This is a genomic window from Campylobacter sp. (assembly GCF_052170435.1).
Lineage (GTDB): Bacteria > Campylobacterota > Campylobacteria > Campylobacterales > Campylobacteraceae > Campylobacter_A.
Window position 1 is genome coordinate 51,825 of sequence record NZ_JBQNAN010000001.1, and the last position, 18,063, is coordinate 69,887.

An 18,063-nucleotide genomic window follows, 5' to 3' on the forward strand; every position below is an offset into this window, starting at 1 on the left:
AAGGCTTTGAGCGGCTTATAAAAATTTTAGATTTGCAAGGCTATATGGAGAGGTTTAACTCCTTTTTAGCGCGCCCTAAGCCGCTTTTTATGGCGGGCGACAGCAGGCTGCATTATGAGAAAATTTTAGAACTCTCGCAAAAGCAGTTTGACCCGCCCGCATCGGCTCAAAATCTAGACGACGCGCTCATGCGCCTTAGCAAGCAAGCCACGCTGCACGTGAGCGAGATTTTCGAGTTTGCTAAGATAATTGGCTACTTTACCTACCTAAAAACGCTCAAATTTGAAGGCAAACTAGGCGAATGGCTCGCTAAAATAGAAATCCCGCAGCCGATGCTAAAGCTCGCAAATTCATTTGACAAAAACGGCGAACTAAAAGACGAAGTAGACGAGCGTCTGGGCGGTATCAGAGACGCGTTTAGCGCAAAAAGAGCGCAAATAGACGCCGATCTACGCCGCCTCATCTACTCAAAATCTATCACGCCCTATCTCGTCGATACGCAGGTGCACTACATCAGCTCGGTCGAGGCGCTGCTCGTGCGAGGCGGGTTTAACCACGTGCTAAAGGGCACGGTCGTGGCTAGAAGCTCGGGCGGCTACTTCTACGTGGCACCCGAAAACATACAAAAGCTCAAAAAAGAGCAAAGCGAGCTGCTGGATAAAAAAGAGCAAATCGTCTACGAGCACTGTAAAATTTTTAGCTCCGCGATGCATAAGGGCTTGCCGTTTCTGAAATTTATAAACGGTGCGTTTGACGTATTTGACGCCTACTGCGCACGAGTTTTTACGGCAAAAAGCGCTGATCTGGAGTTCGTGCTGCCAAGCGGCGGATCAAATTTAAAGCTGGCAAATTTCGCCCATCCCGCGCTAAAAAATCCAAAAAGCATCAGTATCGACTTTAGCAAAAAGGTGCTGTTAATCACCGGCGTAAACGCTGGCGGTAAATCAATGCTGTTAAAATCGCTGATAGCCGCGGCATTTTTAGCCAAATACCTGCTGCCGATGCGCATAAACGCGCAAAATTCTCAGATCGGAAATTTCAAGGAATTTGACGCCATCATCGAGGATCCGCAAAACGTGAAAAACGACATCTCGACGTTTGCCGGCCGTATGGTGCATTTTTCCAAGCTTTTTACGAAGAAAAATCTGCTCATCGGAGTCGATGAGATCGAGCTGGGAACGGACTTTGAGGAGGCGGCGAGTCTATACGGCGTGATGATCGAGCGGCTGATGGGGCAGGACATCAAGATGATAATCACCACCCACCACAAGCGACTCGCTATGCTGCTAGCTAAAAACCCGGACGTCGAGCTTGTGGCGGCGCTTTACGACGAGGAAAACTCGCGACCTAAATTTGAGTTTTTAAAAGGTACGATCGGTAAATCATACGCCTTTGAGACCGCGGCTAGATACGGCATCGCGGCAAATTTAGTCGCGCAGGCGAAAAAGATCTACGGCGAAGACAAAGAAAATCTAAACGAAATCATCACAAAGACGCTGAATCTAGAGGTACAGCTCAAAGAAAAACTCGAAAGCGCCGAGAAAAAAGAGCAAAAGCTAGACTCGCTAATCGAAAATTTAAAAGAGCAAAAAGAGTGCGCCGAGGCCGAGCAGTACGAGGTTATAACGCGGCTGGAGAGGGAGTATTTTAAGGCGATAAACGAGGCTAGGCGAGCGATAAATCTAGACGATACCAAAGAAAAACAGCGCGCCCTAAACCGCGCAAACGAGGCCAAACGCGCCGTGCAAAAGCCCGAAATCTCCGCCGCACCCGAGCTAAAAGTCGGCGACCGCGTCAAATACGGCAAGATAAAGGGCGTCGTAGCAAGCCTTAGCAAAAACGATGCCGTGATACAAACCGACAACGTGAGCATGCGCGTACCGATAAATCAGCTAAAAATCAGCGGCGAAACGCCCGCACCCGCGAAAAAATCAGGCATAAATCTAAGCGTGCAAAAGCCGCAAAACGCTAGCGTCACGCTCGATCTACACGGCCTGCGCGCCGACGAAGCGGTGCAAAAGCTGGATAAATTTATAAGTGATAGCCTAGTGATGGGCTTTGACGAGGTGCAGGTGTATCACGGCATCGGCACGGGCAAGCTCGCCTACGCGGTCAAAAATTTCTTGCGCGAACATCCGAGCGTGAAGGAGTTTTTCGACGCGCCGGCGGGGCAGGGGGGATTTGGAGCGCAGATAGTAAGGCTGTGAATTTGCCTTGCTGCGGCTTGTCTTTTTGGTTTATACGTCGTTAGATCTAAATTTTACTCGGTCACTACCGACAAGGTAGCTCCCGTCGTAAAATTTAAATCTGCCTCGTCTAAACGCAAAAGATACTTCGCCTTATCTTTGTTGCGGTCAAATACGGCATTAAATTTACAAATTTGGGTTGTCGATACCCGTATCTTAAAAACTCAAATTTAAAATTTGCGGCTTGATAGCGTCAAATTTAACCTGCTCGCAGTTACGAGCCGCAGGCGAAGTAAAGCCCTTTCCGCCACCCAAGAAAAAGAAAAAGGCGGATACAAAAAGGGAGCTCTTTTGTTTCGGCTTTGCCTCGCAACTGCAGAGCAGAGCGCAATTTAAGCCTCACGCTCTTTACAATAAAGTAAAAAAACCTAACCTGCAATGCCAAATTTAACCAAACCGAATTTGGCACCTTAAAGGTGCAGGTCTCGGCGGATAAATTTCAAAATTTCAAAGTCAAATTTGCATATTTGGTTCAAATTTAAATCCGCCTATCTCGTCAAATTTAACGACCTCAAAATCTCTCAAATTTAGGTAAAATCCAAAATACAAAAATCAAAAAGGATGAAGATGAACTCGTTTTTGCAGGGATTGCTGCTGGGTTTTAGCGCGGCGGTACCGCTGGGGCCCGTAAACGTGATGATAATGAGCGCTGCGGTAAGATCGTTTTGGTCGGCGTTTGCTATCGGGCTCGGCGCTATGAGCGCGGACGCGGCGTATCTGCTGCTTTTGGCGTTTGGCTTGCTTGAGTATTTGCATGGCGAAATGGTAGAAAAATTCATCGGGATTTTTGGATTTTGCTACCTGGCTTACATCTCCTACGTCATTTTTAAAAATGCCAATAGGCCGGTAAAGGCGGACGTGCGGGGCGGTGAAGTCAAATTTAGAAAAAACTACGCAAAAGGCCTTTTTGTCACGCTAGCAAATCCATATACCGTCGGATTTTGGCTCAGCGTGGCAGGCTTTGCCAAAAGCTTTGAAAACGCGGGCGCAGTCGTGGCGGGGCTAGTCGCGGCGATATTTATCTGGATCGTTTCTATGCCGTTTGCCGTACATAAAAGCGCCAAATTTATCTCGCAAAACGTCGCAAAATGGCTAAACTACGTGTGCGCGGTCATTTTGCTGGGGTTTGCCTTCTTTTTACTTTATAAATTATTTTTATAAATTAGAGTTTTTATAATTAACTTAAGTAAATAATGATAAAATGACAACAAATTTTTAGAGAAGTTTAATGCAAAATTTTGATATTAAAAAATCGATGACGCAGTTTATCGTCCTGCCGATCGCCGTGCTCGTGATCTGCTCGTTTCTGGTAATATCTTTTATATTTTATAATAAATTTCAGGACTCGACTAACTACCCGTCAAACGTAACCGTTAACGAGAAGGCCGAGGCCTTTATGAATATAATTCAAATCATATATAAAAACATAGCAAAAGGCGATATAAAGGAGTTTCAGCGCTACTCTGAGGCTACTAAGGCCGTGCCGTCTTGGATATTTAAACAAGCGGGCGAAAAAGGCGAACTCCTAGTCCTAGCTAGCTCGCAGCATCCAAATTTGATAGGCGAAGTTTTGCCATATAAATTTTGCGAGATGGACGGCAAAGCTCACGTAAATTTGAAACAAAACGGCGTATATAAGCGCATAAATCTCATACAGGACAACAAGGCTGAGGTTTGCTATTTTAAGAAAATGGGCGACGTGATCCTTGGCTACAACATGATTCACAACGTCAAAATTTCAGGCTTGGACGATCCGCTTTTTGGAGAGTGGTTTATCGTAAATATGAAAAATACGTTCATCGTGACGGGCGTTATGGCGTTCATTTGTATTTTTCAGTATTTTCTCTTTTATAGAGGTATCCGCGATAATCAAATTTCGCTAGTAAAAAGCAACGAAAAGCTCCTGGAAAAAAATGCCGAAATGCAAAAGCGCCTTTATATCGACGATCTTACCGGCTTGCCAAATAAAGTAGCTCTGGAGCGCGATACGGCGGATATGAAAAATCCTAAAGTCATCGTCATGGATATCGATGAGTTTAGGAAGATGAATAACTATTTCGGCGCCTCGGTTTGCGATCAAATTTTGATAAAAATGACGGAAGTCTCGAAAAAATTTGCCGAGGATAACGGCATGGCCGTTTACCGCGTCGGACCAGATCAGTTTGCGCTGGTTGAGGATGCAGAGCTCTTTATCGACAGATACGAGGACCTGGCAAACGAACTTTTAGATAACATCAAAGGCCTAGTCATCGACGTGATCGCCGAGGACGGCGAACAAAGCGAGATCGAGATCCACTGTACGGTGGGCTTTGCGCTAGATGAATCAGACACGCTTAAAAAGGCGATGACGGCGCTTGAGTTTGCTAAGCAAAGCGGTAAGGATTATTTTTGCTACTTTAAAAACATCGACGATACGCCGCAATACGCCGAGCAAATCACTCGCTCAAATATGATACGAAACGCCATCATAAACGACAAGATCGTGCCGTTTTATCAGCCGATATTTAATAAAGAAAAGCGAATCGTAAAATATGAAACGCTAATCCGCATCCAAAACAGTAACGAAATCATCTCTCCAAGCGTCTTTTTGGAGGTTTCAAAGCGCATCAAACGCTACACCGATATCGAAAAAATGCTGATCGAAAAAAGCTTTAAGCTAATCGCCGAGAGGCCTGATGCGATGATTTCGATAAATTTATCCGGACGCGATATGACCGACGGCGACGTGAGCGTGTTTATCATCGAGAAAATGAACAAATATAAAGTCGCAGGACGCGTGATATTCGAGATCTTGGAAGATGAAAATATCGAAAACATCGAGCGCATCGGAGTATTTATCGACCGCGTGCGCAGGATGGGCGCAAAGATCGCTATAGACGACTTTGGCTCTGGATACAGCAACTTCTCGTATATCCTAAAACTAAAGCCCGACTACATCAAAATCGACGGCTCCATCATCAAAAATATCGACACGAACGAGGACTCTCGCGTGATAACGGGGGCCATCATCGCATTTGCCAAGAAGCTTGATATCACGGTGATTGCCGAGTTTGTCCGCTCAAAAGAGGTCTATGATACTTGCGTAGAGCTTGGTGTTGACGAGTTCCAGGGCTTTTATCTGGGCGAGCCTAGCGACAGCCTGCGCTAAGCCGGGCTTTTGAGTTTATTAAATTTAATTCTTACAAATAGTCGTAAATGCGGAGCGGCTTAAATTTCATCTCTAAATTCGGCGAGGAATTTGAGCTATTGGCGGTGAATTTAATTTTATCTCAATGCGCTTGTTTTGCAAATTTGACTCAGAACAAAATTAGCCCACTTGGCAAATTTAAGCGCCCTTGGTGATACTGGCGAATAAAAAAGATGGCAGCGGTGTTGGCGGTGTATTTGAAGTGCTTAAATTTGTATAGTGCTATGCTCTTGTTTGATTTGGTATAGCTTGACCGCAATAAAACTTAATAAGCGTGCGTTAGCCTCAAATTTCGTTCAATTTACGGAGTGACTAAGTCGCGGCAATAAATTTTGTGATCGGCGTAAGTCGGCAAGCCTCGCACCAAACGAGGCACGAGCCATGTTTATCGCAAAAGGCTCGCTTCAATATATGGCGTAAGTAGAATTTAGTTTAAATTTGTGCCTTGATCTTTTCGTAGAGCGATAAAATTTCGTCTTTTTTGATGATAAAGCTATTTTTGTTTGCGATGAGGTGCGCGGAGCTATGCATGATGGTCTCGGCGACTCTTAGTCCGTTTTGCTTCATCGTCGTGCCCGTTTCTACGACATCCACGATAGCGTCAGCTAGTCCGACCAACGGTGCTAGTTCGATCGAGCCGTATAGTTTGATGATCTTTAGCGCGGTGGCCTTTGCGGCGAAATAGTTGCGCGAGATGTGCGGCATTTTGGTGGCGATTTTTAGCTCGGGAGCGTTTAAATTTAGCTCCTCGCCCTCTTTGATACCCACGCAGACGCGGCATTTGCCGATTTTTAGATCAAGTAGGCGCACCACATCTGGACGGTGCTCTTCAAGCACGTCAAGGCCCACCACGCCGATATCTGCAGCACCGTTTACGACGTAGGTCGGGATGTCTTGGTTGCGAACCATTAGAAATTTAAAATCGCCCTCGCTCATCAGCAGTTTTCTATCCTCAAACTCAAACGAGCTTTGAAAAATTTTCCTAAAAATCGCGAGAGTTTCGTCGGCGATGCGGCCTTTTGGCAAAGCAACCGTTAGCATAAAATGTCCTTTTTTTGTTCGATTAGTTTTTGCATCCCGCGAAAGACGAGCATGCGGTCATAGATACTCGTGGCAAAAAAGCGCGATAAAAACTCGCCGTCGCCGCCCGTGAAGTAGATTTTTGAGCCGTTTGCCATATTTTCTATGAGAAGCAGGATCGGCTTGATGACGCCGTAGCTCACTGCGTCAGCCGTTTTTTGCGGGAGGGCGTCGAGACTCACTTGCGAATTTAGCGAGATTTTTAACCGCGGCGAGATAGCTTCGCAGGCCTTTAGCACGTGTGAGATGCCGGGTATTATCGCGCCGCCAAGATGCATCGAGTTCATCATCACGTCTATCGTTATGGCGCTGCCCGCGTCGATGATGAGGCCGTTTTTTATCGCGTAGCAGCTAGCGATACGGTCGATGCCAAGACCCTCGTAGATGGTGTCCAGCTCAAAATACGGCTCCAAATTTACGAATTTGGGCAAATTTTGAAGCTTGCCTGTCATTTCGTCATTTACGCTGATAAAATAAATCTTCTCGTCGCTTTTAAAATCTTTAAAATTTTCGAGCTTGATTTTGGTGATTTTGCCGTTTTCAAAGAAGGAGGCGTTGGTGTTGCCTACGTCACATAAAGTCATGTTTGTAGCCGTTTTCTTTCATCAAATTTGCGGTTTTCGAGCAGACATCCGAACTATAAAAAATAGCTTTTTTCTTAAAATTTACGCCTGTTTGCTCGGCGATTTTGCCGGCTATTTCATCAATCGCTTCAAATTCTTTGCTTAAAAATCTAGCCTTTGCGCTACGGAAAAATAAAAGCGTATAAAATCCCTTCATATCGACGCCCGTAAGTGCGACAAGGGTCTTTTTTTTAGTAAATTTATCAAGATCCACCCAGGTTAGATTTTTTAAAATAATCTTTTTGGCTTCCAGAACTTGATAAATTTCTTGCTTCGTCATTTAAGCTCTAAGCTGTAATTGTCGTAGTAAAATTCTTTCGCGCCGGCAAAAATTTGACTCTCGACCTCGTCTGAAAGCTCGTAAATTTTGGCATTTTCAAGCGCTAAATCGGTCTTGATGAGGTAGCCTGTTTTTTCCATTATATAAAGCGAGCCGTTGTAAACGGTAGCGCTTGAAAAGATGGCGAATTTAAATTCCACATCTTTTATCTTTTGTAAATTTAGGTCGCTAAGCACGATTTTGCCGTCTTTTAGTAGGATATATACGTATTCGCTGTTTATGACGATGTCTTTTATCTCGCCGTTATAGTAAACCGTTTTTTCTGGACTTATCGAGACGATACGCTTGCCGGTGGCCGCTATCATCGTGTCGTTTACGACGTTTAGAGATATGATGTTGTTAAAAAACTGTTCGCTGCTCACGACTACGTCGCGTAAAATTCGGCCTTGGTTTTTATCTACTATCATGATTTTGCCGTCAAGCGTAGGAAAGATGACGAGCGAGCTCATAAAAAACGGGGCCGCGACGCGGGAGTCTTGCGCGTAAACGCTTGAGCTCTCAAACTCGAGCAAAGTATCGTTTGTCGCGATGTCGATGAGGTATATGACGTTACCCGCGCTTAAAAGCGCTAGCTTATCTCCTTCAAGCGCAGCCGAGACGATAGCTTCGTTAAATTTTTTCTGAAACAAAATCTCGTTTGAGCTATTTGCTACGATCAAATTTCCGTCCAAATCGGAGCTGATAAATTTACCGTCGGCGGAATTTAGCAAGGTTGCGCCCTTTGGTAGCTTTATCTCCGGCGAGAGTAGGCCGTTTTTGGTTATGGCCATGCCATTTTTTAGCACCGCTCCGTTTAGGCTTGCCGTCGCGATGCTGGCAGGCAGTCTGTTTTCTGAAATTTTTTCATTTTGTACATCGGTCGGCTCGAAATACTGCCTTTTCGTGCTGCATCCGCCAAGCACCGCAATGCAAAGCGCGCCCGCTAAAATAGCTTGAAATTTTCTCATTTTGCGTTTCCTTGATAGTGTTCTAAATTTTTGACAATGGATTGTAGCTGTGAATTTAACGGAACCTTCTTAAATTCGTTTTTCGCCTCGTCGATTTTATTTTCTTTCATCAGCTCGTAACCTCTAATAACCGCCTTATACGAGCTTAAAATTTGACCGCTAGGCTCGTTTATCTGAGACTTTACGATATCTTTTAAAAGCGGGTCTATTTGCTCATTGGCAAGAGATTTTAGCACGTTCGTGTCGTTGTTGTCAACGGCTCTTTTAAACTCGTAAAGCGCGTAAAGCGAGGGGTCTTTTTGTTTTAGCTCGGCTTTTGCCTGCTCGTCTTTTGGATTGAGTATTAGTTTTGCATACGCGGCATTTGCGGCTTTAAATTCTTTTTCTTTTAAAGCGCCGTTTACATAGTATCCCGCCGCGCCGATGACGCCCAAAACGACCGCGCCGATGATAATTTTTTTATATTTTTTAAAAAATCTTTCGCTTTTTATTATGTTTTCTAAAAATTGTTCCTGAGTGTTTAACTCTTCCTTTATAGAATCAATATCATCTTTGATAGCCAAGTTTTTTCCTTAAATTTAAGTTATTGAAAGTTCGTAATTGTAGCATAATAAATATAAAACAGCATAAAAATCAAGGCAAATTGTGTTATAATGCGGGGAAATTTAAAAATTTGGCGAGGTTTTATGCAGATAGATGATACGTTATTAACCAAACTTGAAAAGCTTAGTTCGCTCAAAGTCGAGAGCGATAAGCGAAGAGAAATCGAAGGTCAGCTCAGTGAAATTTTGAGCTTCGCGGGAATACTAGATGAGCTTGATCTAAGCGCTTCTAGGGCGGTAGTAAGCTCTATAGAGGGCGGAACTCCGCTAAGAGAAGACGTAAGCGTGAGCTCGGACGTGATAGAAACTATACTAAAAAACGCTCCGATGAGCAGCGGGCACTTCTTCGTCGTACCAAAAATCATAGAGTAGCAAAATGGAAGAAATCGAAAAATTTAACACCAGTCTTGAAATACTGCTAAAAACCGTCGTTCACAACAAAGCCAGTGACTTGCACATCGTATCAAGAAGCGAACCGCAAATCAGAATAGACGGCACATTAAGACCTCTAGAACTCGGAGTTTTGAGCGGACACGACATACAAGATATCTGCTATGCGCTCATAACCGACGTACAAAAAAGCGAACTGGAGGAAAACAGAGAGCTTGACTTTGCGATAGAGCTTCCAGGCGTCGGACGCTTCAGAGGCAACTACTATTACACGATGAACGGCGATTTGGCTGCCGCGTTTCGTATCATCCCGACCGAGATTCCTTCGCTAGACGATCTTAAAGCGCCTAATATCTTTAAAGAAGTCGTAAAGCGCGAAAAAGGAATGATACTAGTTACCGGCCCGACGGGTAGCGGTAAATCAACTACGCTTGCGGCTATGCTAAACGAGATAAATTTGACCGAAAGAAAGCACATAATCACGATCGAAGATCCTGTGGAGTTCGTGCATACGAATAAAAAATCTCTTTTCTCTCACAGAAATATCGGTACAGACACGCAATCTTACGCTAGAGCGCTTAAATTTGCCCTCCGTGAAGACCCGGATATCATCCTGGTGGGCGAGATGAGAGATAGGGAGACGATATCGACCGCTATCACGGCTGCGGAGACAGGTCACCTCGTATTTGCGACCTTGCACACAAACTCGGCCATCCAGACCATCAACCGTATCATAGATAGCTTTGAGGGCGGCGAGCAGCTTCAGGTGCGAAATATGCTTTCCGTTTCGCTAACTGCGGTTATCTCTCAAGCATTGCTTCCAAAAATCGGTAGCGGACGACTTGCGGTTCATGAAATTTTGATAAACAATGCCGCCATAGCAAACCTTATCCGCGAAAATAAGGTGCATCAAATTTACTCTCAAATGCAGCTAAATCAGCAAATGACCGGCATGACTACTCAAACGCAAGCTCTCATGAAGGCTATCAGAGCAAATCAGATAACTAAAGAGATGGCGATGAGATACTCTACGAGCCAGCAAGAGCTGGGCGGATTGTTGGGTATGTAATGGATTTTGTTACATTATTTGACGTAGTCGTCGTTTCGCTCGTTTTGATACTGGGCATAAAAGGCGTAATAAGCGGACTAATAAAGGAAATTTTCGGCCTTATCGGCCTTATCGGCGGTATCGTCGTAGCTAGTAGATTCGGCGCTAGAGTCGGCACTCTAATAAGCGATAATATCTATAAGATAGAGGGCGATTCCGTTCTGTTTTTCGCCGGATTTTTGGCGACGCTTATCGTGTTTTGGGTACTTTGCCTAGGTATCGGAGCCTTTTTGTCGAAGCTAATCGGACTAAGCGGACTTGGATTTTTAGATAAACTGGGCGGATTTATCATCGGAAGCGCCAAAATTTTCCTAGTTTTTGCGGTTTTGATAGTGACCATTTCAAACATTCAAGTCTTAAATAATAAAATCGAACCGTATTTTAGGGGAAGTAAACTGTATCCGGTCCTGCTGGATACGGGCAAATGGATAATGAACGTGGATGTAAAAGGCATAGCAAGCGGAGTAGGAAATATCGAGACGCCGTTTGACGCCTCTATGCAGGAGCAAAGGCCAAATTTAGAGATAAATTCGACGATTAAGGAGTACAAATGATGATTGAGAATTTAGAATACGACGCGCTTCTTGAGAAATTTAAAAAAATTTTGAGAGATAACGGGCTAAAATACACGCAACAGCGAGAAGTTCTACTAAAGACGCTCTACAACAACGACGAGCACTTCACTCCGGAGAGACTTTATTTTTTCATTAAAGAGACCTATCCTGACTTAAACGTCGGTATCGCGACCGTTTATAGGACGCTAAATTTGCTCGAAGAGGCCGAGATGGTAACATCTATCAGCTTTGGCTCGCAAGGTAAAAAATTCGAGCTCGCAACCAAGCCTCACCACGACCACATGATATGCCGCAGATGCGGAACTATCATCGAATTTGAAGACGCAACAATAGAAAAAAGACAAGCAAATATCGCAAAAGAGCACGGCTTTAAGCTAACCGGACACATGATGCAGCTTTACGGAGTATGCAAAGAGTGCGGTGCCAAAGAGACAAAGGGCGGCAAGTGATATTTGAAAATCAACTGGAGATCCAGAGGTTAGAGACTGCAAATGAGTTAAGAAGCGCGGGCGTAAATCCCTATCCGCATTTTTTGCGCCGCGATATGGATATAACTAAATTTAGGCTCAAATTTAAACACATTATAGACACCGAAGAAAAGAGCGCCGAAGGACAGCTAGTAAGCCTCGCCGGACGCGTTAAGCTTATCAGGGATGCGGGCAAGGCGATATTTGCCAACATCGAGGATGAGGACGGCAATCTTCAAATTTACTTTAGTAATAAGACGCTTGATCCGGATTGGTTTAAGGTCGTAAAGAAAAATATCGAAGTAGGCGACATCGTATACGTGCGCGGGTATGCTTTCGTCACGAGAACGGGCGAATTTTCTATGCACGTTAGCGAGCTAACCTTGGCGTCAAAGGCCATTTCGCCGCTTCCGGAGAAATTCCACGGACTAACGGATATCGAGACCAGATACCGCCAGAGATACCTCGATATGATAATGAATCCGGAGGTTAGGGCCGATTTTAAGCGCCGCTCGGTTATCGTTAGCACGATTCGTAGATTTTTCGAAGACAAGGGCTTTTTAGAGGTTGAGACTCCTATGATGCACCCGATCCCCGGCGGAGCCAACGCTAAGCCTTTCGTTACGTTTCACAACGCGCTTGGCGTGGAGAGATTTTTGCGCATCGCGCCCGAGCTTTATCTGAAGCGTCTCATCGTGGGCGGTTTTGACGCCGTTTACGAGATGAATAGAAATTTCCGCAACGAGGGTATGGATCTAACGCATAATCCCGAATTTACAAGCATCGAGTTTTACTGGGCATGGCACACTTATCACGATTTGATGGGGCTAACCGAGGAGCTATTTAACGTGCTTCTTGATAAGCTTGACATGTCTAAAATCATCGAATTTGACGGTATGCAGATCGATTTTAGCAAGCCGTTTAAACGCATAAGCTACAAAAAAGCACTCGTAGAAATCGGCGGACTGGACGAAGCTATCATTGACGATAAAGATAAAATTTTAGCCAAGCTCAAGGCAGACGGCTTTGAGGCAAACGCTAAGCTTGATTTGGGGCATTTACAAGCCGAGCTTTTCGACAACTACGTAGAGAGCAAGCTAACCGATCCGACCTTTATCATCGACTATCCGATCTCTATCAGTCCGCTTTCTCGCAGAAGCGACGCAAATCCCGATATAGCCGAGAGATTTGAGCTATTTATCGCAGGACGCGAGCTAGCTAACGGCTTTAACGAGCTAAACGACCCGATCGATCAATACGACCGTTTCGCTTCACAGATCGAAGCCAAAAACGCCGGCGACGACGAAGCTCACGAGATGGACGAGGACTACGTGAGGGCTCTTGGCTACGCGATGCCTCCGACTGCGGGTCAGGGTATCGGCATAGATAGGCTCGTGATGCTACTAACCAATAAAAAATCCATCCGCGACGTGGTGCTTTTCCCTGCGATGAGACCGCAAAAAAACGAAACCAAGGAGAATTAATGAGTTTGCAAAGTTACGATAAAGAAATTTTTGATTTAGTAAATTTAGAACTAAAACGCCAATGCGACCACCTCGAGATGATCGCGAGCGAAAATTTTACCTATCCTGAAGTAATGGAAGTAATGGGCTCGGTTCTAACCAACAAATACGCAGAAGGCTATCCCGGCAAACGCTACTATGGCGGCTGCGAATACGTCGATCAGATCGAGCAGCTAGCGATCGATCGCTGCAAAGAGCTTTTTGGTTGCGAATTTGCAAACGTACAGCCAAACTCAGGCTCGCAGGCGAACCAGGGCGTTTACGGCGCGCTTTTAAATCCTGGCGATAAAATTTTAGGCATGGATCTAAGCCACGGCGGACACCTAACTCACGGCGCAAAGGTAAGTAGCTCGGGTAAAATTTATCAGAGCTTTTTCTACGGCGTGGAGCTTGACGGACGCATAAACTACGACAAGGTGATGGAAATCGCGCAAATCGTAAAACCTAAGATGATTGTGTGCGGCGCAAGCGCATATACGCGCGAGATAGAATTTAAGAAATTCCGTGAGATCGCCGACGCCGCAGGCGCTATACTCTTTGCAGACGTAGCGCACATCGCGGGCCTAGTCGTAGCCGGCGAGCATCAGAGTCCGTTTCCGCACTGCGACGTGGTGAGCTCGACTACGCACAAAACGCTTCGCGGACCTCGCGGCGGTATCATCATGACAAATAACGAAGAGTATGCCAAAAAGATAAATTCGTCCATCTTCCCTGGCATTCAGGGCGGACCGCTAGTTCATGTCATCGCGGCAAAGGCGGTAGGCTTTAAACACAACTTAAGTCCGGAGTGGAAAATTTACGCCAAGCAAGTTAAGGCAAACATCAAAAAACTAGCCGAAATTTTAGTAAAGCGCGGCTTTGATCTAGTTAGCGGCGGTACGGATAACCACCTGGTTTTGATGAGCTTTTTAAACCGCGAATTTAGCGGTAAAGACGCTGATATCGCCCTTGGAAACGCGGGTATAACGGTAAATAAAAATACGGTCCCGGGCGAAACAAGAAGCCCGTTTATCACAAGCGGTATCCGCATAGGAAGTCCGGCGCTTACGGCTCGCGGTATGAAAGAGGCGGAATTTGAGATCATCGCAAATAAAATCGCCGACGTGCTAAGCGACATCAATAATGCCGAGCTTCAAAGCAGGGTAAAAGCCGAACTAAAAGAGCTTGCGAGCAAATTTATTATCTATGATAGGGCGACTTATTGATGCAGAGCATAGACACCGCGCTAATCAAAATGAATACGAGCCACTACTGGATCAAGCGCGATAGTATCGTAAGCAAGATCGAGTACAAGGGTCGGACGTTTTTTAATAAATTTGAGCTAATAAACGAGCCTCTAAGCTATCAGGTGATAAAAGATCACGACGAGGGCAAGATTACCGTCGCGCACTCGCTGATACTGCCGGGAGACAAGGTCGAAAATATCGTCTTTGACTACAACGGCAGGATGCCCGAGCGCTTTTGGCACCGAGCTCAGCTTTTGCTCCGCGAGGAGGGGTTTATAAATTTTACCGCCTATGAGAGCAAGACGCCGGGACACTTGCATCTTTACGTACACAAGGGGCACACGACGCTAAATGAGGGCTATCAGATCGCAAATAAGCTATCTATGCTGCTTAGTTCGCGTTTGGTTAAAGAGTGGAGAGTATTTCCGACGATGGAAATGCCGAAAGAATTTAACATCTTGACGTTGCCGTATAAGGTCTATCAAAAAGAGCGCGGCGCAAGCTGGTCAAAACATATGTAAGGAGTAAAAATGGAGTATAACGAGCTAAGAGACATCATGCTTGATAATAACGAGGACAAAAAGAGCAAAAACGTCAAGAGGATCCTCATCCTCGTCGCCGTTTTCGTCATTATCTTTTTAGCTGTTCTCATCGTGATGAAATTTTTAAATTCGCCGGAGACTAACGATCAAGTCGCGCAAACCGACTCTAGGCTGGTTTTACCGCCTGAGCCAGACAATATGCGAAGCATCCCACAGCAAGTGAGCGTACCTGCCACTCCGCCTAGCGAGCCTGCGCCGCAAGTAGCGCAAACTAACGTCCCTCCAGTCGCTCCGCCTCCTCCGTCCGAGCCTCAGGCGCAGCAGCCAACTCCTGCCTTTGAGCAGGTGTCTATCGTGCCTGAAAACAAAGGCCAAGATAGCTTTGAGGATATGGTAAAAGCGCTTAAGGAAAAAGAGGATAAAAGGCAGCAAGATGTAGGTGCGGTAGCCCCTACGCCGACCGAGCCTTCTACTATACAGGGCGCTTTAAAGCAAAACGATACGCCAAACGCTCAATCAAGCGAGCCAAAAGCCGAGCCTAAGCAGCACGTAAACGTAGTAAAGCAAAAAGAGCCTAAACAAGAAAAAGCTACAAAACAGCCTAAAAACGATGTGTCCAAAGAAAAACCAGCAAAACAAAAGCCGGCCAAACAAGCTCCTGCGGCTAGCGGCGGGGATGCTCACAGCGGTAGTTACGTGCAAGTTTTCGCCGTTAAGCACTTTAATGAAAAAGCGCCGGAGCTTGGCAAGCTAAAAGCCGCAGGATACGCGTATAAGCTATATAGAACGAACGTAAACGGTAGCGAGATTATCAAAGTGCTAGTCGGTCCTTATAGCGGCGAGCAGCTAAAAAGCGAACTTGATAAAATCAAGCAAAGCGCGGCTCCAAACGCCTTTATCGTAAATATAAAATGATGATTTTTGCCGTTTTTGGCAACCCTATCTCTCACTCCGTTTCGCCGAGGCTACATAACCTAGCCCTCGGCGAGCTGGGTCTATCTCGCGAAGCTCTCTATACTCGCTACGAGCTAGCATACGGCTCGCAACTCATCTCCAAATTTAAAGAACTAAAACTAAGCGGCGCAAACGTCACCATCCCTCACAAAGAAGCTGCGCTCACGCAGTGCGATATCGCAGACGAAACGGCTGCCAAAATCGGCTCCGTAAATACCCTGGTATCCCGCGGCGATAAAATTTACGGCTACAATACCGATGCTCCAGGATTTTTACGAGGGATAGAAGATTTTAGACAGATAAATTCAGCTCTCGTTTTAGGCGCTGGCGGGACGGCCAGAGCGGTAGCCTATGCATTAAAAAGCCGCGGCGTGCGAGTTTGCGTGCTGAATAGAAGCGAGGAGAGGCTAGTAAATTTTGCCGAATTTGAAAAATTTAGCTGGACGGATTTCGGCAAATTTAATGGCGGCAAATTTGATCTCGTCGTAAATACGACCTCGGCGGGACTAAAAGATGAAAATTTGCCTGCACCGATCGAGATTTTACGTCCGATTTTTGACGAAGGCAAATTTGCCTTTGACGTGATTTACGGCAAAAAAACGCCTTTTTTAAATTTAGCCGCCGCTAGCGGGCTCGCGCATAAAGACGGCTCTGAGATGCTGCTTTTTCAAGCGGTAAAGGCGTTAAATTTATTTTTCGAGGGTTCGCTTGACGAGACTAAAATCGAAGCCTCGATGCGAAAAGCCCTTTACTTATCGGCTTCTTCTAGATAATAATCTATCTGAGCTTTTCTTAAAATTCTGATCAAGTCAGAGCTACCCGCCACTCCAGTCGGATATCCGGCCGTCATGATGTAGCTTTTGTCGTCTTTTATATAGCCTCTTTGGACTGCTGCTTTGATCGATTTAGCCATTAGCGTATGCAGCCTTTCTTCCTTTTCTATCACGAACGCCGCCGTGATACCCCAGCAAAGAGTCAGCCTATACGCAGCCTGTTCGTTGTGCGTTATGGCGATGATATCTATATCCGTGCGGTATCTGGCTAGTTTCGCCGCTGAGCCGCCCGATGAGGTTAGCGCGATGATGCCGTCTACTTTTAGCGCCGAGGCGAGCCTGGCGGTGCTAGAGGCCATCATGTCAGTATCGTCGTAGCGGTCGAAATCAAATTTGTTAAAAGGATAAATTTGCTGCGTTTGGATTATGGTGTTGCTCATGGCTTCCACGACGGCGACCGGGTTTATGCCGACTGCGCTTTCTTCGCTTAGCATGACTACGTCGGTGCCGTCTAGTACGGCGTTTGCCACGTCGCTGATCTCGGCTCTAGTTGCCGTTTCGTGCTCGGCCATGCTTAGCATCATCTGCGTAGCGGTTATGACCGGCTTAACGGCTTCGTTTGCTTTTTTGATGATGAGCTTTTGGATCGTCGGCACCTTGTAGTACGGCACCTCGATACCTAGATCTCCGCGAGCGACCATTACGCCGTCGCTAACCTCGATGATTTCGTCGATATTTTCTACGGCGTCAAATTTTTCTATTTTGGCGTAAATTTGAGCTTTAGAGCCAAAGCCTTTTAGGATTTCTCTGGCTTTTCTTATATCGTTTGCATTTTGCACGAAAGAGATCGCGACGAAATGCACGCCGTTTTTAGCGCCGAATTCCAAATCTTTTAAATCCTTAGGCGTGATAACTTCGATATTAAGCTTAGTATTTGGGAAATTTACGCCCTTGTTCGAGCGGAGTATCCCGTCGTTTTCCACCACGGCTTCTACTTTTTGGGCGCTTGCGTTTATGATCTTAGCGCGGATCTGTCCGTCGCATAGATATATGTACTCGCCCGTTTTTAATGCGGCTAAAATTTGAGGCTGATTTATGCAAAGCTTATAGCGATTTTCGTCTATTTGCTCGCCGAGTATTTCTTCTTTTACGAAGACTAGCGTATCGCCGATTTTTAGTTTAAATTCGCTTCTGTCTAGTTTGCCGACTCTTATTTTAGGGCCGCAGATATCCTGAAATATACCTATTTTGCGCCCGAGCTTCGCTTCTACTTGCCTGATTTTATCGATATTTGATTTGTGGTATTCGTGCGTACCGTGGCTGAAATTTAGCCTAAAAGTATTGACTCCGGCTAAAACTAATTGCTCCATAACCTCTATGGATTCGCTGGCCGGTCCGACCGTGGCTAGGATTTTGGTTTTTTTATTCATGGATGCCCCTTTTTTGCGCAATTTTACCAAATTTTTAAAAAAAATAAGTA

The 18,063-nt window shown here is 45.5% G+C and carries 18 protein-coding genes; 12 read left to right on the forward strand and 6 right to left on the reverse strand.

What is annotated here, in order from left to right; genetic code table 11:
* The first annotated feature begins 44 nt into the window (after positions 1-44).
* From ACTTJF_RS00305 to ACTTJF_RS00315, 3 genes are all read left to right on the forward strand, one after another.
* The gene (locus tag ACTTJF_RS00305; protein WP_442550440.1) at positions 45-2,207 is read left to right on the forward strand and encodes an endonuclease MutS2; all 2,163 of its coding nucleotides are present in this window, start codon (positions 45-47) and stop codon (positions 2,205-2,207) included.
* A 606-nt stretch (positions 2,208-2,813) separates the two neighbouring features.
* On the forward strand, positions 2,814-3,407 hold the full coding sequence (locus tag ACTTJF_RS00310; protein ID WP_442550247.1) for a LysE family transporter: 594 nt from the start codon (positions 2,814-2,816) through the stop codon (positions 3,405-3,407).
* 67 nt (positions 3,408-3,474) lie between these two features.
* Positions 3,475-5,394 carry an EAL domain-containing protein gene (locus ACTTJF_RS00315; protein WP_442550248.1) on the forward strand — a complete coding sequence of 640 codons (1,920 nt, stop codon included), beginning with the start codon at positions 3,475-3,477 and terminating at the stop codon, positions 5,392-5,394.
* Positions 5,395-5,865: 471 nt separating this feature from the next.
* Here the strand turns inward: ACTTJF_RS00315 and hisG are convergent, their stop codons facing one another.
* From hisG to ACTTJF_RS00340, 5 genes are read right to left on the reverse strand one after another with little or no spacing between them, the layout of a single operon-like run.
* A complete protein-coding gene (hisG, locus tag ACTTJF_RS00320) occupies positions 5,866-6,474 on the reverse strand; it encodes an ATP phosphoribosyltransferase (protein WP_002948222.1) in 609 nt (202 codons plus the stop codon).
* On the reverse strand, positions 6,468-7,097 hold the full coding sequence (locus ACTTJF_RS00325) for a type III pantothenate kinase (protein ID WP_442550249.1): 630 nt from the start codon (positions 7,095-7,097) through the stop codon (positions 6,468-6,470). The genes hisG and ACTTJF_RS00325 overlap by 7 nt, the downstream gene beginning before the upstream one ends.
* Positions 7,084-7,416, reverse strand: a complete 333-nt coding sequence (locus ACTTJF_RS00330; protein ID WP_442550250.1) for a hypothetical protein — start codon at positions 7,414-7,416, stop codon at positions 7,084-7,086. Before ACTTJF_RS00330 ends, ACTTJF_RS00325 begins: the two co-directional genes overlap by 14 nt.
* Complete coding sequence (locus ACTTJF_RS00335; protein ID WP_442550251.1) at positions 7,413-8,423, reverse strand: outer membrane protein assembly factor BamB family protein; 1,011 nt, start codon at positions 8,421-8,423, stop codon at positions 7,413-7,415. Before ACTTJF_RS00335 ends, ACTTJF_RS00330 begins: the two co-directional genes overlap by 4 nt.
* A complete protein-coding gene (locus tag ACTTJF_RS00340) occupies positions 8,420-8,986 on the reverse strand; it encodes a hypothetical protein (protein WP_442550252.1) in 567 nt (188 codons plus the stop codon). The genes ACTTJF_RS00335 and ACTTJF_RS00340 overlap by 4 nt, the downstream gene beginning before the upstream one ends.
* A 123-nt stretch (positions 8,987-9,109) precedes the next feature.
* Between ACTTJF_RS00340 and gatC the strand changes: the two genes are divergently transcribed.
* From gatC to ACTTJF_RS00385, 9 genes are read left to right on the forward strand one after another with little or no spacing between them, the layout of a single operon-like run.
* Positions 9,110-9,397, forward strand: coding sequence for an Asp-tRNA(Asn)/Glu-tRNA(Gln) amidotransferase subunit GatC (gene gatC, locus ACTTJF_RS00345; protein WP_185898467.1), 288 nt, complete (start codon positions 9,110-9,112; stop codon positions 9,395-9,397).
* A gap of 4 nt (positions 9,398-9,401) precedes the next feature.
* Positions 9,402-10,484 (forward strand): type IV pilus twitching motility protein PilT, encoded by a 1,083-nt coding sequence (locus ACTTJF_RS00350; RefSeq protein WP_122862615.1) that lies wholly within the window; start codon positions 9,402-9,404, stop codon positions 10,482-10,484.
* Positions 10,484-11,077 (forward strand): CvpA family protein, encoded by a 594-nt coding sequence (locus ACTTJF_RS00355; RefSeq protein ID WP_442550253.1) that lies wholly within the window; start codon positions 10,484-10,486, stop codon positions 11,075-11,077. The genes ACTTJF_RS00350 and ACTTJF_RS00355 overlap by 1 nt, the downstream gene beginning before the upstream one ends.
* Complete coding sequence (locus ACTTJF_RS00360) at positions 11,074-11,547, forward strand: Fur family transcriptional regulator (RefSeq protein ID WP_442550254.1); 474 nt, start codon at positions 11,074-11,076, stop codon at positions 11,545-11,547. The genes ACTTJF_RS00355 and ACTTJF_RS00360 overlap by 4 nt, the downstream gene beginning before the upstream one ends.
* The gene (lysS, locus tag ACTTJF_RS00365) at positions 11,547-13,049 is read left to right on the forward strand and encodes a lysine--tRNA ligase (protein WP_442550441.1); all 1,503 of its coding nucleotides are present in this window, start codon (positions 11,547-11,549) and stop codon (positions 13,047-13,049) included. Before ACTTJF_RS00360 ends, lysS begins: the two co-directional genes overlap by 1 nt.
* Positions 13,049-14,293: a serine hydroxymethyltransferase gene (locus tag ACTTJF_RS00370; RefSeq protein ID WP_442550255.1), complete on the forward strand. Its 1,245-nt coding sequence runs from the start codon at positions 13,049-13,051 to the stop codon at positions 14,291-14,293. The genes lysS and ACTTJF_RS00370 overlap by 1 nt, the downstream gene beginning before the upstream one ends.
* Positions 14,293-14,835 carry a DUF1882 domain-containing protein gene (locus ACTTJF_RS00375; protein WP_442550256.1) on the forward strand — a complete coding sequence of 181 codons (543 nt, stop codon included), beginning with the start codon at positions 14,293-14,295 and terminating at the stop codon, positions 14,833-14,835. Before ACTTJF_RS00370 ends, ACTTJF_RS00375 begins: the two co-directional genes overlap by 1 nt.
* Before the next feature lie 9 nt (positions 14,836-14,844).
* Positions 14,845-15,771 (forward strand): SPOR domain-containing protein, encoded by a 927-nt coding sequence (locus tag ACTTJF_RS00380; protein ID WP_442550257.1) that lies wholly within the window; start codon positions 14,845-14,847, stop codon positions 15,769-15,771.
* On the forward strand, positions 15,768-16,583 hold the full coding sequence (locus tag ACTTJF_RS00385) for a shikimate dehydrogenase (RefSeq protein ID WP_442550258.1): 816 nt from the start codon (positions 15,768-15,770) through the stop codon (positions 16,581-16,583). The genes ACTTJF_RS00380 and ACTTJF_RS00385 overlap by 4 nt, the downstream gene beginning before the upstream one ends.
* Here ACTTJF_RS00385 and pyk read toward each other — a convergent pair.
* Positions 16,559-18,013 carry a pyruvate kinase gene (gene pyk, locus ACTTJF_RS00390; protein WP_442550259.1) on the reverse strand — a complete coding sequence of 485 codons (1,455 nt, stop codon included), beginning with the start codon at positions 18,011-18,013 and terminating at the stop codon, positions 16,559-16,561. The two genes, ACTTJF_RS00385 and pyk, sit on opposite strands and share 25 nt — an antisense overlap.
* Positions 18,014-18,063: the final 50 nt, after the last annotated feature.

What these genes read in the sequence shown, in the direction of transcription:
- ACTTJF_RS00350 (WP_122862615.1), top strand. Translation starts at nt 9,402, where the DNA reads ATGGAAGAAATCGAAAAATTTAACACCAGTCTTGAAATACTGCTAAAA.
- ACTTJF_RS00305 (WP_442550440.1), top strand. Translation starts at nt 45, where the DNA reads ATGGAGAGGTTTAACTCCTTTTTAGCGCGCCCTAAGCCGCTTTTTATG.
- ACTTJF_RS00310 (WP_442550247.1), top strand. Translation starts at nt 2,814, where the DNA reads ATGAACTCGTTTTTGCAGGGATTGCTGCTGGGTTTTAGCGCGGCGGTA.
- hisG (WP_002948222.1), bottom strand. Translation starts at nt 6,474, where the DNA reads ATGCTAACGGTTGCTTTGCCAAAAGGCCGCATCGCCGACGAAACTCTC.
- ACTTJF_RS00360 (WP_442550254.1), top strand. Translation starts at nt 11,074, where the DNA reads ATGATGATTGAGAATTTAGAATACGACGCGCTTCTTGAGAAATTTAAA.
- pyk (WP_442550259.1), bottom strand. Translation starts at nt 18,013, where the DNA reads ATGAATAAAAAAACCAAAATCCTAGCCACGGTCGGACCGGCCAGCGAA.
- ACTTJF_RS00330 (WP_442550250.1), bottom strand. Translation starts at nt 7,416, where the DNA reads ATGACGAAGCAAGAAATTTATCAAGTTCTGGAAGCCAAAAAGATTATT.
- ACTTJF_RS00335 (WP_442550251.1), bottom strand. Translation starts at nt 8,423, where the DNA reads ATGAGAAAATTTCAAGCTATTTTAGCGGGCGCGCTTTGCATTGCGGTG.
- ACTTJF_RS00355 (WP_442550253.1), top strand. Translation starts at nt 10,484, where the DNA reads ATGGATTTTGTTACATTATTTGACGTAGTCGTCGTTTCGCTCGTTTTG.
- ACTTJF_RS00315 (WP_442550248.1), top strand. Translation starts at nt 3,475, where the DNA reads ATGCAAAATTTTGATATTAAAAAATCGATGACGCAGTTTATCGTCCTG.
- ACTTJF_RS00375 (WP_442550256.1), top strand. Translation starts at nt 14,293, where the DNA reads ATGCAGAGCATAGACACCGCGCTAATCAAAATGAATACGAGCCACTAC.
- ACTTJF_RS00385 (WP_442550258.1), top strand. Translation starts at nt 15,768, where the DNA reads ATGATGATTTTTGCCGTTTTTGGCAACCCTATCTCTCACTCCGTTTCG.
- ACTTJF_RS00380 (WP_442550257.1), top strand. Translation starts at nt 14,845, where the DNA reads ATGGAGTATAACGAGCTAAGAGACATCATGCTTGATAATAACGAGGAC.
- ACTTJF_RS00325 (WP_442550249.1), bottom strand. Translation starts at nt 7,097, where the DNA reads ATGACTTTATGTGACGTAGGCAACACCAACGCCTCCTTCTTTGAAAAC.
- ACTTJF_RS00370 (WP_442550255.1), top strand. Translation starts at nt 13,049, where the DNA reads ATGAGTTTGCAAAGTTACGATAAAGAAATTTTTGATTTAGTAAATTTA.
- gatC (WP_185898467.1), top strand. Translation starts at nt 9,110, where the DNA reads ATGCAGATAGATGATACGTTATTAACCAAACTTGAAAAGCTTAGTTCG.